The organism is Buttiauxella sp. AC038, from assembly GCF_979253565.1.
In genome coordinates, this window is record NZ_CEEDCQ010000001.1 from 4,465,655 (window position 1) to 4,479,653 (window position 13,999).

A 13,999-nucleotide genomic window follows, 5' to 3' on the forward strand; every position below is an offset into this window, starting at 1 on the left:
CGTTATTCACTCCCTACGCGCTGGTTATCAGTGCGCTGTGCGTCGGCACGGCGCTGATCCATGATATCGCCCCGGCTTGACGAGGACGGTGTGCTGGCGCTGCCGCTGCTTGAGCTGGATGCAGGTGGCAGACGCAACAAGCTGTTCGCACCACTAGTATCGCTCTTCGCCGCAGGCTGTGAACCACCTTTAAGCATCTGATCCAGAGGAAGAACCATCAGGTTGCCGCCTTTGTCGTTAACCAGAACTTTACGGGTATGGCTAAGCACTTTTTCCATGGTTTCGATATACAGACGCTCACGGGTAATTTCCGGCGCAGCCTTGTATTCCGGCAACAATCTGGCAAAGCGAGCAACCTCACCCTGAGCTTCTAACACAGTCTGTGTTTTATAAGCGCGAGCTTCTTCAAGAATACGCTGCGCCTGACCGTTAGCACGCGGCTGAACTTCGTTGGTATAGGCTTCTGCTTCACGGATGTATTGCTGTTCGTTTTCACGCGCAGAAATCGCATCATCAAATGCAGCCTTCACCTCTTCCGGCGGACGAGCAGCCTGGAAGTTGACGTCCAGCAGGGTAATACCCATGTTGTACGGGCGAATGGTTTCTTCCAGCTCGCGCTGAGTATCGTTACGAATAATGGTACGACCCTCGGTGAGGATCTTATCCATGGTGTATTTACCAATAACACCACGCAATGCGCTGTCGGTTGCCTGACGCAGGCTATCGTCTGCGCTGGTTACGCTAAACAGATAACGACGCGGATCGGTAACACGGTACTGGACGTTCATTTCGACGCGAACGACGTTCTCATCGGAAGTCAGCATCACACCGGAAGCCGCCAATTCGCGAACCGCTTCAACGTTTACCGCTCTGACACTATCAATGAATGTCGGTTTCCAGTTCAAACCCGGCTCAACCAAATGGCTGAATTGACCAAAACGAGTCACAACACCACGTTCAGCTTCTTTAATGGTATAGAACCCAGTCGCTGCCCAAATAACAACAGCCACGGCAGCAACGATGCCAACCATGCGGCCACCAATATGAGGACGTGGAAGCTGCGAAGAACCACCACCAGAACCGGAGCCGCCGCCTTTACCGCCGCCCAGACCACCAAGTTTCTTACTTAATTTTCGGAAGATATCATCCAGATCAGGTGGCCCCTGATCCCGCCCTCCTTTGTTACCCCCAGAGTCGCCGCCAGGTTTGCTGCTTCCCCACGGGTCGCGGTCCTGTCCGTTATTACCGGGCTGATTCCACGCCATGTTTATGCTCCATATTTGTTGTGCGGTGATATCCCCCGAAGGGGAAAAAGTCTTCAGGACATTCCCTTGACTTGCTAGACGATGTAGTCAGCGAGTGCCGGTTCTTGTTTACAGAGGCGACGCCAGTCAACAATAGGCATACGAATTTGTAAGCCAACACTGCCGTCTTCCTCCATCCACTCTTTTTCTATTGCCTGAAGCTGATAAAACCGGCTCCGCAGTCGGCCTGCCTGGGGGGTAAACACAACGTATGCTGTGCAATTTCACCAGATAAACGCTCTGTCAAAGCCTGGAAAAGCAGTGGAACACCGTCTCCGGTCTGGGCAGAAAGCCAGACCCGAATCGGCATATTTTCCTCATCTCTGTCGATACGTGGGACGAAATCATCCAACATATCTATTTTATTCATCACCAGGAGCGTTGGAATTTCATCAGCCTCAATCTCTTCGAGAACGGTATCTACCGCGGCAATGTTTTCCTCAATCCTGAGGTCGCTTGCATCAATGACATGTAATAACAGTGTCGCCTGGCGAGTTTCCTGCAAGGTTGCCTTAAACGCCGCCACTAAATCGTGTGGCAGGTGACGAATAAAACCTACTGTATCTGCCAGTATGGTTTCACCAACATCCGTAACGTTAATGCGACGTAATGTTGGATCAAGTGTGGCAAACAACTTATCTGCAGCATAAACGCCAGCTGCAGTTATCTGATTAAACAGGGTAGATTTGCCAGCGTTGGTGTAGCCCACCAGAGAGACGGTTGGGATATCAGCCTTGGCACGCGATCTTCGACCTTGTTCACGCTGTTTTTCGACTCGTTCTAAGCGACCAAGAATCTGCATAATCCGGTTGCGCAGTAAACGGCGGTCGGTTTCGAGCTGAGTTTCCCCAGGGCCTCGTGAACCTATCCCCCCTCCCTGACGCTCAAGGTGGGTCCAGCCGCGCACAAGACGAGTTGCCATGTGACGTAACTGAGCCAGTTCAACCTGCAACTTACCTTCATGGGTACGTGCACGTTGAGCAAAAATATCTAAAATCAGGCCGGTTCTGTCGACGACGCGACATTCACACAGCGCTTCGAGGTTACGCTCCTGAGCAGGAGACAACGCATGATCAAATAAAATGACCGATGCCCCAGTGGCTTTCACTGCATCGGCAATCTCAATTGCCTTACCTTCACCAACAAAATACTTCGGGTGAGGAGCTTTGCGGCTACCAGTAACCACCTGTAACGCTTCGACACCAGCTGAAGAGACCAGAGATTCAAACTCCTCCAGATCTTCTTTGTTTTTGTCTTGCGTAAAATAGATGTGTACTAGTACCGCATGCTCACCGGCATCATAACGGTCAAACAAGCGTATAACCTCTCAAAAAGACCAGCGGGGAACCCATCATCCCTGGTTCCCCGGCTTGGAAAAACAACGTTATGCCTTATTCAGCGTCTTCGTTGTCTTGTTGTGGCGCAGAACCTTGCGCGCTGCCGCCATGGTGATAGCTGCCAGAACCGCTAGTACCGGTGTTATTACTGTGATGAGATACCGGACGTGACGGAACAACAGTTGAAATCGCGTGCTTATAGACCATCTGGCTGACCGTGTTTTTCAACAGGATCACAAACTGATCAAAAGACTCAATCTGCCCTTGCAGCTTAATACCATTCACCAAATAAATAGAAACTGGAACACGTTCGCGACGCAGTGCGTTCAAGAACGGATCTTGTAATGATTGCCCCTTAGCCATTCTATCTTTTCCTTATATGCTTGTTGTTTGTAACTCAAGAACCCTGAGGCTCTGAAAAACTGCGTAAGATACTGCGCACCATAACGATTCAATTGTACACATTCATTGGTGCTTCGCACTAACAACCTGTACTACATCGTTATAAGATTGAGACGGATTCTCACTGTCTAACCAGTGAACACCTTCCCAACCTCTTAACCAGGTCATCTGGCGCTTAGCCAATTGTCTCGTCGCGCAAATACCACGATAAACCATTTCATCATGTGGAATTTCACCGGCCAGATAAGACCACATCTGCCGGTAACCCACACAACGAATGGAAGGCATATCCGTATGCAAATCACCACGGGCAAAAAGAGCCCGTACTTCAGCTTCAAATCCAGAAGCTAACATCTGATGAAAACGCTGCTCAATTCGTTGATGGAGCAGTTCACGGCTCGCCGGGGCGATGGCGAACTGATGCACCTGGTAAGGCAGAGCTTCTCCTGACGTTTTCGTCAGTTCCGTTAAAGTTTTACCCGAAATGAAAAAAACTTCCAGTGCGCGGGAAAGCCTTTGTGGATCATTTGGATGAATACGTGCAGCGGCGACAGGATCAACCTGTGCTAACTCACGATGCAACGCCTCCCATCCTTGCTCTGCAGCCTGTTTTTCTATCCTATCCCGAACTTCTGGATCGGCAGATGGCAACGGTGACAAACCTTCTAACAATGCCTTGAAGTAGAGCATCGTTCCCCCAACTAACAAGGGGATACGCCCGGCTGCGGTAATATCTGCCATTTCAGCTAACGCATCGCGCCGGAAATCTGCGGCGGAATAAGCCTGTGCAGGGTCGAGAATATCAAGTAACCGGTGCGGGGCCTGGGCAAGTTCTTCCGCCGTGGGCTTTGCTGTACCGATGTTCATCCCTTGATAGATAAGGGCCGAATCGACGCTTATCAACTCTACCGGCAACGTTTTACGCAAATTAATCGCGAGCGCCGTCTTACCAGAGGCCGTTGGCCCCATTAAAAAAATTGCCTGTGGCAGGTTTTGCTTAACTTCAGTCATGTTTCAGGGCGTTCATCGCCAATTGTAAATCAACAGGTTGTAACAAACCGCCAGGTGGTGATTTCACCAGCTGCGGACAAAGGCGCTCTACATCAGCCAGCAAGGCAATTGCCTGTGCCAGATTCCATTGTTCATGAAAGCCGTCCATTTGACGAGCAAACCATTGAGCAATCTGTGGTGCGTTAACCTCTGTCTGTTGCGCCAGGTATCCTGGCAGTTCGTGAATCAAGATTTGTAAATTTTGTTTACGTAAAGGTAAAGGTACGGTGCGAATTGTTATCTGACGCGACTCTGCGACAAATTCGATGCCCATTTCCAATAAAAGCGACTGATATTTAACCAGAACGTCCTGTTCTTCTTTCGTCACTTTCAGGCGTACAGGGATCAGCAATGGTTGTGCTCGAGCACCTTCACTACCTGGTACTAACTGCGCCATTTTCAACCAGCGTTCAGCCACGGTTAATGAAAGCAGCATAATTTTGCCGTCGCGTTCCAGCAATGCCATGTCTGGTGCAAGCACCGTCAGTACACGGCCAAAACTTTGTGCATGGGCGTCTAATACTTCGTTGGTTTCAGGTTCAGCTGCACGATTTTTTGGCGTTGGGGAAGCTTGCGTATTCAGAAGCTCGCGATACAGCGCCCCTTCTTTCTTCTGGAAACCTGGTGCTGCATGAGGCCATAAAGGTATGTTTTTGCTGGCACCTCCGCCGCTATATTCACCGCCATTTGGCGAAGAACTGCGAGGCGGTGATTCACGAACAACAGAAGAAGTGGGGGCAGGTGTTGAAAACTGGTTACGTCCAGATGCAACGCGATTTTCCGGCTGCCAACTCTGTTGCGGTTCTTCGGTTGTTTCTTCCAGTGGCAAACGGTTTTCTGTCTGCTGTTGCAGCACGCTCAACACGCCCTGATAGATAAAGTCATGCACCAGACGCGATTGATGGAACCGCACTTCATGTTTGGCCGGATGTACATTCACATCCACCTGATGCGGATCGATTTCAAGATAGAGCACAAATGCCGGTTGCTGATCGGCTCCGAGTTTATCTTCACAGGCCTGGCGAATGGCGTGATTTATCAAGCGGTCACGCATCATGCGGCCATTGACGTAACAATATTGAATCTCTGCGAGTGCAGAAGTCGTCGCACTTGGTTCAGCCACCCACCCACGTAAAGCAAGATCGCCGTGCTGCCATTCAATGGACAGAGCTTGTTCGAGGAACTGCGTGCCACAAATCGCACCCAGACGACGTTCACGAGGCGCGCCTTCTGCGACCGCACGATATTGACGAATGACTTTGCCGTTATGCGTCAAATTAATCGACACATCAAAGCGTGCCAACGCTATACGCCTGACAATCTCATCAATATGGTTGAATTCGGTTTTTTCAGTGCGCATGAATTTGCGCCGGGCAGGTGTGTTGTAAAACAGATCCAACACTTCAAGCGTGGTTCCGACTGGATGCGCTGCGGGCTTCACCGTCACATCTTGTTCACGGCCTTCGGCATAGGCTTGCCAGGCCTCACTTTGATCGACGGTACGTGACGTTAACGTCAGACGGGCAACCGAGCTAATACTGGCTAACGCTTCGCCACGAAAACCAAGGCTGATAATCGCCTCAAGGTCATCAAGTGAAGCAATTTTACTGGTGGCATGGCGAGCCAGCGCAAGCGCCAGCTCGTCTTTTTTGATACCACAACCGTTGTCGCGGATACGAATGAGCTTGGCACCACCGCGTTCGATATCAATATCAATACGAGTAGCGCCAGCATCCAGACTGTTCTCAACCAGCTCCTTCACCACCGATGCGGGGCGCTCTACCACTTCGCCAGCAGCAATCTGGTTGGCAAGTTGCGGCGGCAGAACCTGAATCGGCATGAAATTTCCTTATTGAGTAATCGCGACCTGATCGAGACCCGCACCTTGCGAACGTGCGGTTTGCCCCGGGGCAGGTGCTGATTGTAACGGATGCGTCTGGAAATAGTCCCTCAAACCTTGATAAATGGCTTGGGCAATTTTTTGCTGATAGTCATCGCTATCAAGCAGGCGCTCTTCCGAGTTGTTACTGATAAACCCGGTTTCCACTAGCACTGAAGGGATATCTGGTGAGCGTAATACTCCAAGGCTTGCATGCTCAGGGCGACGCTTGTGTAACGCGCCGACACGTTGCATTTGAGCCAGCACTTTTGTCGCCACATCATACCCGACACGCTGGGAATGGCCGAATTGCAAATCCAGTACCGCCTGGCTCAGATACGGGTCAGCCTGGCTATTGGCCAGTACATCACCTGCACCACCCAGCAACTCGGATTGTTTCTCGTGCTGTTCGAGCCAGCCCGCCATTTCGCTATTTGCACGGCGGTTTGACAGCACCCAGACAGATGCTCCCGTCGCGTCGCGGTTTGGTGCAGCATCGGCATGAATAGAAACCAGAATATTGGCGTTCTGTTTACGCGCCACATCCGAGCGCCCCATCACCGAAATGAAATAGTCGCCATCACGGGTCAGCACGCCTTTAAACATCGGGTCGTCATTGAGCAAGGAACGTAGTTTACGGGCAATAGAAATAGTGACGTTTTTCTCTTTCGTCCCACCCGGACCAATCGCACCCGGGTCTTGTCCACCATGTCCAGCATCAATCGCCACAACCACGGTATCAGACTGAGTAGTGGTGCGTTGAGTTCGCGCAGGATGCATCGCCGTATTCGAACTGACTGCGCCAGTAACGGTTTGCGGGTTAAACGGATTTTTTGCCGGGTCTGTCGGGCGGGTAACTTGCGGGGCTTCCACTTGTTTGGCAACAACCGGTGGTGGTGGAGGCGGCGGTGGCACATCGGCGTTAATGGTAAACACGACCGTGTAATTAGAACCATTTTGCTGTTTCACCGCGCGAGTTTTGCCAGGCTCAGTGAGATCAACCACCAGGCGTAAGGAATCGCTATCTTTCGGTTGCCCTGAACGAATGCTTTTCACCAGGTTATTTCCACTGAACAACAGAGGTAAACCTCGAATCACACCCGTTTGTTTAATATCCAGGGCTACGCTTTTTTTATCATCCTGAGAGAATGCATATTCAGGGTCACCAATAAAACTAAAGGTGATTCGCGCCTGAGAATCACCATTTGATACCTGAATATCCGCTAAACTCGCGGCACCCGACTGTGCCGTAAGCAACAGTAAGCACGCCGCCATCAACCAACTTTTCACGCGAAAGATCATCCCGTCGTCCTTGTTATTTGGCAAACCGCGCCAGTAACGACTCACCAGATGAGGAAACTGCTTTCAGGCACGCCTCGCGCCCTTCGGCCTGGTAACTTAGGTGTATTTCGACATCCGGTTCCGGCAGCACACCCTGGCCTTTTTGCGGCCATTCCACCAGACTAATTGCGTCATTGGTAAAATAGTCACGAATTCCCATAAATTCGAGTTCTTCTGGATCAGCAAGGCGATAGAGATCAAAGTGATACACCATCAAATTGCCAAGTTCATACGGTTCAACCAACGTGTAAGTTGGGCTCTTAACATTGCCTTTGTGGCCCAACGCTTGCACAAAACCACGGCTGAATGTCGTCTTGCCCGCACCCAGGTCACCATACAGATGAATCACGGTGGCACCGATACAGGCTTTTGCCAGACGCGCACCCAATTCTAAGGTCGCAGTTTCATCAGGTAATGCGATAACTCGATTAATCATTTTCTTTGCTATTCAAATCCGGGTTAACAAAAGGGTACATCGTCGAGAATAAGTCGCTTGCTAACATACCGCGTGTACCGAAGCGCTGAGCCAAGACATCAGCAGCAGCGCCATGTACAACACATCCAGCACATGCCGCATCATACGGGGTTAACTTCTGTGCCAGCAATGCTCCGATGATCCCGGATAGCACATCCCCCATACCGCCACTTCCCATCCCGGCATTTCCCACATCAATGAGTGAGCATTCGCCGTTTTGACTGGCAACAACCGTACCGGCACCTTTTAAGACCACAATTCCGCCATAACGTTTTACAAGACGGTCTGCGGAAAGTAAGCGGTCACTCTCAATTTGTGATACTGCGCAATTTAACAGCCGGGCGGCTTCGCCAGGATGCGGCGTAATGACGCGATTCTGACGTTTATCGGGATTGATTGCCAGAAGGTTCAACGCATCTGCATCCCACAGCATCGGTTTACGGCAGTTCTCTACTTTTTCCAGGGCTTTTTTGCCCCATTCATGCATCCCAAGCCCAGGACCAATAACCACCACATCTGCCCATTCGAGACATTCATCAAGTGAATTTGATGTGAGTTCCTGAACCATCAGTTCCGGTCGGGCGGTAATAAGCGGGGCAATGTTTTCTGAACGAGTTAAAACCTTGATCAACCCCGCTCCAGCGCGTAGCGCAGCCTCGCCGGTCATGCGAATCGCTCCGGCAGTACCGTGGTCGCCACCAATGATCACCAGCCGCCCATTAGTCCCTTTATGCGACGTAGGTTTACGCGGAGGCAACCATCCCGCTAGTTGCGCGCTATCTACGCGAGATATCGGTGCAACTTGCCCCTTTAACCAGTCTTCAAGACCCAACGCATTGAAATGCAATTCGCCCACGACATCGCGAGCTTTTCCGGTCAGAAGCCCGGGCTTAAGGGCAATAAAAGTGATGGTGTGAGAAGCGTTGATCACCGCTCCAGGCGTTGCACCGGTTTCTGCAAGCAAGCCGGAAGGGATATCCAGCGCGACGACAGGTGCCGCATGCTGATTGCACTTTTCTATCAGCTGCGCTGCAACATCTCGGGGAGCACTGTTAAGTCCGGTGCCAAGTACGCCGTCAATCACAAGATCGATATCGTCTGCCCAGACATGTTCCGGGGCATGAATCACCCCTGCTGCATCCAGCCACGCATCACGCGCGCTGGCCGCTTCTTCAGGCAAAGGCTTGTCACTTTCGAGTGCCAATAACGTGACACGAATACCCGCCGCTTGGGCAAGGCGCGCCACCACATAGCCGTCACCGCCGTTATTGCCATGGCCGCACGCAACCAGCCAGTGCTGGGTTTGCGGGTAAAGTTCACGAGCCAGGGCAAATGCCGCAGCCCCTGCCCGCTGCATCAATTCGTATAGCGTTAACCCTAAGTAATCTGCCGCTTGTTTCTCAGCGGTGCGCAGCCAGTCTGCGGACCAGACTGAATGTGGTATACTTTTGGCGGTTATTTTTAGGCTCAGGTCCGTCATGTCACAGCCCCTCGATCTCAATCAATTAGCGCAAAATATCAAGCAGTGGGGTATCGAACTCGGCTTCCAGCAAGTGGGAATTACCGATACCGATCTCACCGCCAGTGAACCTGCGCTCCAGATATGGCTGGATAAACAATACCACGGCGAGATGGACTGGATGGCTCGTCATGGCATGATGCGTGCCCGACCACACGAATTGCTCCCCGGCACCTTGCGCGTGATTAGCGTGCGGATGAACTATCTCCCCGCTAACGCAGCCTTTGCTTCAACGCTTAAAAATCCCAAAATTGGTTATATCAGCCGTTACGCCCTTGGGCGCGACTACCACAAACTGCTGCGTAATCGACTCAAGAAACTGGGCGAAATGATCCAGTCTCATTGTTCCACGCTGAATTTTAGACCTTTTGTGGATTCAGCGCCGATTCTTGAGCGACCACTTGCTGATAAAGCCGGGCTCGGCTGGACAGGTAAGCACTCACTAATCCTCAACCAGGAAGCAGGATCGTTCTTTTTCCTTGGCGAATTGTTGGTCGATATTCCGCTGCCAATTGATAAACCTGTCGAGGAAAAGTGTGGGCGCTGCGTGGCCTGCATGACTATCTGCCCGACAGGCGCGATTGTTGAGCCCTACACCGTTGACGCACGCCGCTGCATTTCTTATCTCACTATCGAGCTTGAAGGCGCAATACCGGAAGAGTTCAGGCCGCTTATTGGCAACCGTATTTACGGCTGCGATGACTGCCAACTGATTTGCCCGTGGAACCGTTTCTCCCAGTTGACCATCGAAGAAGACTTTAGCCCGCGCAGCAAGTTGCATGCACCGGAGCTGGCTGAGTTGTTCACCTGGAGTGAAGACTATTTCCTGCGCGTGACAGAAGGTTCAGCTATTCGTCGAATTGGCCATTTACGTTGGCTGCGAAATATTGCGGTGGCAATGGGAAATGCACCCTGGGATGAAGCGATTCTGGTGGTATTGCAACAACGGAAAGGTGAGCACCCACTTCTTGATGAGCACATTGACTGGGCGATTGCGCAACAATTAATCAAGCGCAGCGCTAATGCAACAGAGGTTCAGTTACCGCAAAAGCAGCGTCTGGTTCGGGTGATTGAAAAGGGGTTAAAACGGGATGCGTGAAATGTCCACAGGATGTGAATAAAAATTTGAAAGCCTTGCCCCACAAGCGATGTAAAATCTGCAAGCGATCGAGTTAACATTTTTAAACATTATAAAAATGAATAAAATCAATTAATTAAACTAAAGGTGTAAAAGTTAATAAATAATTAGCGATCGAAGGGAATAAAACTAATCTGTGGATAAGTCTGTTTACAAGAATTTAGCATGGACGTAAAAACTACCACTGACGCTGGCTAGCGTTGTGGATAATTTGTACTGAAGATTAGAATTTGGAGCGGGAAACGAGACTCGAACTCGCGACCCCGACCTTGGCAAGGTCGTGCTCTACCAACTGAGCTATTCCCGCTTGGGTGGTGCTGGCTTTAAAAGCCAAATCAAATTTGGAGCGGGAAACGAGACTCGAACTCGCGACCCCGACCTTGGCAAGGTCGTGCTCTACCAACTGAGCTATTCCCGCATATTCTTCGTCTTTCAAGCTGATGCTTAAAAGCCATCGAATTTGGTGGTACTGCTGTAATCAAATTTGGAGCGGGAAACGAGACTCGAACTCGCGACCCCGACCTTGGCAAGGTCGTGCTCTACCAACTGAGCTATTCCCGCTCTGTGTAACGCTGCAAATTCTGCATCGGTACGGGAGGCGCATTATACGAGAAATCGTTTTAGTCGCAAGCCCTCAAACGATTTTTTTTGCGATTTTTGTTTGAATGCTGATTAATTCAACAAAATGATTATTTTCCCAGCGAAAATAAGGAAAATCTCTCGATCCTGCCTTTTTTCGCGTTAGTGAAAAAAACAGGACCGAGGCTAACAACTTCTTATAGCTTGATAAAGTTCTCGCGGTAGAACGCAAGTTCCGCCACTGACTCACGGATATCATCCATCGCCTGGTGGGTGCCCTGCTTTTTGAAACCAGGCAAAATTTCAGGCTTCCAGCGGCGAGCCAGTTCTTTCAGAGTGCTGACATCCAGATAGCGATAGTGGAAGTACTCTTCAAGCTCTGGCATGTACTTAAACAGGAAACGGCGATCCTGGCCGATACTGTTACCACAGATTGGGGAGCTATTCGCTGGGACCCACTGTTTCAGGAACTCAAGCGTTGCCAGTTCAGCGGCACGGTCGTCCTGGGTGCTTGCTTTCACGCGTTCCACCAGCCCACTGCCGGTATGAGTACGCACGTTCCAGTCATCCATCAGAGCCAGTTGTTCATCGGACTGATGAACCGCGATCGTTGGCCCTTCGGCAAGGATATTCAAATTGGCATCGGTAACCAGAGTGGCAATTTCAATTATGCGATCCCGCTCGGGGTCCAGGCCGGTCATTTCTAAATCAATCCAAATCAGATTGTTTTCATTTCCACTCATGCTATTTTCCACCCTTCTTGTGCGTAGCCCACCCTTGTCGATGGGTTAATTCGTATAAAATAGTGTGTATCATAGAGGTTTTGCCCACCACGGGCGACCAGGAGCCAGTAAGATTGAGCAAAAATAAACTCTCCAAAGGACAGCAGCGCCGGGTTTCAGCAAACCACCAGCGTCGGCTTAAACAGACTGTGGAGAAAGCCGATCCTGACGACTCTCAGTTTGGCGAACCGCGCGATGGTCGCGTCATTAGCCGTTTCGGCCAACATGCCGATGTTGAATCACCAGGTGGTGACATTCACCGCTGCAATATTCGCCGCACCATCCGTTCGCTGGTAACCGGCGACAATGTGGTCTGGCGCCCAGCCAAAGAAGCTGCGGCTGGCGTAACCATAAAAGGCATTGTTGATGCGGTGCACGAGCGCACAACCGTCCTGACACGCCCTGATTTCTACGACGGCGTGAAGCCCATTGCCGCCAACATCGACCAAATTATTGTGGTTTCCGCCATTCTGCCCGAGCTGTCATTAAACATTATTGACCGTTATCTGGTGGCGTGTGAAACCCTGGACGTTGAACCACTGTTGGTACTGAATAAAACCGATCTGCTCGACGAAGAAGGCCTGAAATTCGTCAATGAACAGATGGATATCTACCGTAAGATTGGTTACCGCGTGTTGATGGTTTCCAGCCATAAAGTAGAAGGCCTGAAAGAGCTTGAAGAAGCCCTGATCGGCCGCGTCAGTATTTTTGCCGGGCAATCAGGTGTTGGTAAATCGAGCCTGCTCAATAACCTGCTCGGGTTCAAAGAAGTCCAGATTCTGGTGAATGACGTTTCTGACAACTCAGGTTTAGGCCAGCACACCACCACTGCATCTCGTCTGTACCACTTCCCGGGCGGCGGTGATGTTATCGACTCCCCTGGTGTGCGTGAGTTTGGTTTGTGGCACTTAGAGCCGGATCAAGTCACTCATGGGTTTACTGAATTCCACGAATATTTAGGTCGTTGCAAATACCGTGACTGCAGCCACACCAACGATCCAGGCTGCGCGCTACGCGAAGCCGTTGAGCGTGGGGAAATCGCCGAGACGCGTTTCGAAAATTACCATCGCATACTGGAAAGTATGTCCGAGGTAAAATCGCGTAAAACCTTTTCCGATACTGACCGCTGACAATTAAGCTGGGCATCGCTAAAATCGCGCTCCTTTTTGTGTATGCCCGCTAATATGGGTACTTAGCCAGGAGGCTATCTTGTTAGACAACTTTAAACTTTCGCTCCAGTACATTCTGCCTAAACTATGGCTGACTCGCCTGGCAGGTTGGGGTGCAAGCAAACGAGCTGGCTGGTTGACCAAACTGGTTATCGACCTGTTCGTTAAATACTACAAAGTCGACATGAAGGAAGCTCAGAAGCCGGATACCGCTAGCTATCGCACCTTCAATGAATTCTTCGTGCGCCCACTGCGTGACGATGTCCGTCCAATCAATACCGACCCAAATGTGTTGGTGATGCCAGCAGACGGCGTAGTTAGCCAGTTGGGCCCGATTGAAGAAGACAAAATCTTGCAGGCAAAAGGCCATAACTACAGCCTCGAAGCCTTGCTCGCCGGTAACTACTTAATGGCCGATTTGTTCCGTAACGGCAGTTTCGTTACCACTTATCTGTCACCACGTGATTACCATCGTGTACACATGCCGTGTAACGGTATCTTGCGTGAAATGATTTACGTGCCGGGCGACCTGTTCTCCGTAAACCATTTAACCGCGCAAAACGTGCCGAACCTGTTTGCCCGTAACGAACGTGTTATCTGTCTGTTCGATACTGAGTTTGGCCCGATGGCACAAATCCTGGTGGGTGCCACCATTGTTGGCAGCATCGAAACCGTCTGGGCTGGCACTATCACGCCACCGCGTGAAGGCGTAATTAAACGCTGGACGTGGCCTGCGGGTGAAAGCGAAGGCTCCGTTGCGCTGCTGAAAGGCCAGGAGATGGGCCGCTTCAAACTTGGCTCTACGGTCATCAACTTGTTCGCGCCAGGTAAAGTGAACCTTGCTGAACAACTGCAAAGCTTGTCTGTCACCAAAATTGGTGAACCGCTGGCGGTTTCTACCGAGCCTGTGATTGAGCCAGAAATCCCGGTAAGTGAGATTCTGGAAGTCGAAGTTGCGGCTGAACAACAAACCAGCCCGTCTGTGGAAAACAAAACCGAAAGTTAACCTGCTCTCCCCAGCCCT

Annotated in this window: 11 protein-coding genes, 3 tRNA genes and 1 pseudogene; 3 read left to right on the forward strand and 12 right to left on the reverse strand. The window is 50.9% G+C overall.

Annotated features, from left to right (window positions below):
- Positions 1–2 precede the first annotated feature (2 nt).
- From hflK to nnr, 8 genes and pseudogenes are all read right to left on the reverse strand, one after another.
- Complete coding sequence (gene hflK / locus AC0IXI_RS21240; RefSeq protein ID WP_134186262.1) at positions 3–1,265, reverse strand: FtsH protease activity modulator HflK; 1,263 nt, start codon at positions 1,263–1,265, stop codon at positions 3–5.
- Between the two features lie 74 nt (positions 1,266–1,339).
- A pseudogene (gene hflX / locus AC0IXI_RS21245) lies at positions 1,340–2,619 on the reverse strand (ribosome rescue GTPase HflX).
- A gap of 76 nt (positions 2,620–2,695) precedes the next feature.
- On the reverse strand, positions 2,696–3,004 hold the full coding sequence (hfq, locus tag AC0IXI_RS21250) for an RNA chaperone Hfq (protein ID WP_034461169.1): 309 nt from the start codon (positions 3,002–3,004) through the stop codon (positions 2,696–2,698).
- Positions 3,005–3,106: 102 nt separating this feature from the next.
- Positions 3,107–4,054, reverse strand: a complete 948-nt coding sequence (miaA, locus tag AC0IXI_RS21255; RefSeq protein WP_471683064.1) for a tRNA (adenosine(37)-N6)-dimethylallyltransferase MiaA — start codon at positions 4,052–4,054, stop codon at positions 3,107–3,109.
- Positions 4,047–5,933 (reverse strand): DNA mismatch repair endonuclease MutL, encoded by a 1,887-nt coding sequence (gene mutL, locus AC0IXI_RS21260; protein ID WP_064515685.1) that lies wholly within the window; start codon positions 5,931–5,933, stop codon positions 4,047–4,049. Before mutL ends, miaA begins: the two co-directional genes overlap by 8 nt.
- 9 nt (positions 5,934–5,942) lie before the next feature.
- Positions 5,943–7,274, reverse strand: coding sequence for an N-acetylmuramoyl-L-alanine amidase AmiB (amiB, locus tag AC0IXI_RS21265; protein ID WP_471683065.1), 1,332 nt, complete (start codon positions 7,272–7,274; stop codon positions 5,943–5,945).
- Between the two features lie 13 nt (positions 7,275–7,287).
- Positions 7,288–7,749 (reverse strand): tRNA (adenosine(37)-N6)-threonylcarbamoyltransferase complex ATPase subunit type 1 TsaE, encoded by a 462-nt coding sequence (tsaE, locus tag AC0IXI_RS21270; RefSeq protein WP_064515680.1) that lies wholly within the window; start codon positions 7,747–7,749, stop codon positions 7,288–7,290.
- Positions 7,742–9,268 (reverse strand): bifunctional ADP-dependent NAD(P)H-hydrate dehydratase/NAD(P)H-hydrate epimerase, encoded by a 1,527-nt coding sequence (gene nnr / locus AC0IXI_RS21275; protein WP_471683066.1) that lies wholly within the window; start codon positions 9,266–9,268, stop codon positions 7,742–7,744. The genes tsaE and nnr overlap by 8 nt, the downstream gene beginning before the upstream one ends.
- Here nnr and queG point away from each other — a divergent pair.
- A complete protein-coding gene (queG, locus tag AC0IXI_RS21280; protein ID WP_471683067.1) occupies positions 9,267–10,406 on the forward strand; it encodes a tRNA epoxyqueuosine(34) reductase QueG in 1,140 nt (379 codons plus the stop codon). The genes nnr and queG overlap by 2 nt on opposite strands.
- A 270-nt stretch (positions 10,407–10,676) precedes the next feature.
- Here the strand turns inward: queG and AC0IXI_RS21285 are convergent.
- From AC0IXI_RS21285 to orn, 4 genes are all read right to left on the reverse strand, one after another.
- Positions 10,677–10,752, reverse strand: a tRNA-Gly gene (locus tag AC0IXI_RS21285).
- A 35-nt stretch (positions 10,753–10,787) separates the two neighbouring features.
- Positions 10,788–10,863 (reverse strand) — tRNA-Gly (locus AC0IXI_RS21290).
- A 67-nt stretch (positions 10,864–10,930) separates the two neighbouring features.
- A tRNA-Gly gene (locus tag AC0IXI_RS21295) sits at positions 10,931–11,006 on the reverse strand.
- 215 nt (positions 11,007–11,221) lie between these two features.
- Positions 11,222–11,767, reverse strand: coding sequence for an oligoribonuclease (gene orn / locus AC0IXI_RS21300; RefSeq protein WP_064561812.1), 546 nt, complete (start codon positions 11,765–11,767; stop codon positions 11,222–11,224).
- A gap of 113 nt (positions 11,768–11,880) precedes the next feature.
- Between orn and rsgA the strand changes: the two genes are divergently transcribed.
- The gene (gene rsgA, locus AC0IXI_RS21305; RefSeq protein WP_064515645.1) at positions 11,881–12,936 is read left to right on the forward strand and encodes a small ribosomal subunit biogenesis GTPase RsgA; all 1,056 of its coding nucleotides are present in this window, start codon (positions 11,881–11,883) and stop codon (positions 12,934–12,936) included.
- A 79-nt stretch (positions 12,937–13,015) separates the two neighbouring features.
- Positions 13,016–13,981 carry an archaetidylserine decarboxylase gene (gene asd / locus AC0IXI_RS21310; protein ID WP_134186250.1) on the forward strand — a complete coding sequence of 322 codons (966 nt, stop codon included), beginning with the start codon at positions 13,016–13,018 and terminating at the stop codon, positions 13,979–13,981.
- Positions 13,982–13,999 lie beyond the last annotated feature (18 nt).

What these genes read in the sequence shown, in the direction of transcription:
- mutL (WP_064515685.1), bottom strand. Translation starts at nt 5,933, where the DNA reads ATGCCGATTCAGGTTCTGCCGCCGCAACTTGCCAACCAGATTGCTGCT.
- queG (WP_471683067.1), top strand. Translation starts at nt 9,267, where the DNA reads ATGTCACAGCCCCTCGATCTCAATCAATTAGCGCAAAATATCAAGCAG.
- tsaE (WP_064515680.1), bottom strand. Translation starts at nt 7,749, where the DNA reads ATGATTAATCGAGTTATCGCATTACCTGATGAAACTGCGACCTTAGAA.
- orn (WP_064561812.1), bottom strand. Translation starts at nt 11,767, where the DNA reads ATGAGTGGAAATGAAAACAATCTGATTTGGATTGATTTAGAAATGACC.
- miaA (WP_471683064.1), bottom strand. Translation starts at nt 4,054, where the DNA reads ATGACTGAAGTTAAGCAAAACCTGCCACAGGCAATTTTTTTAATGGGG.
- nnr (WP_471683066.1), bottom strand. Translation starts at nt 9,268, where the DNA reads ATGACGGACCTGAGCCTAAAAATAACCGCCAAAAGTATACCACATTCA.
- amiB (WP_471683065.1), bottom strand. Translation starts at nt 7,274, where the DNA reads ATGATCTTTCGCGTGAAAAGTTGGTTGATGGCGGCGTGCTTACTGTTG.
- hflK (WP_134186262.1), bottom strand. Translation starts at nt 1,265, where the DNA reads ATGGCGTGGAATCAGCCCGGTAATAACGGACAGGACCGCGACCCGTGG.
- hfq (WP_034461169.1), bottom strand. Translation starts at nt 3,004, where the DNA reads ATGGCTAAGGGGCAATCATTACAAGATCCGTTCTTGAACGCACTGCGT.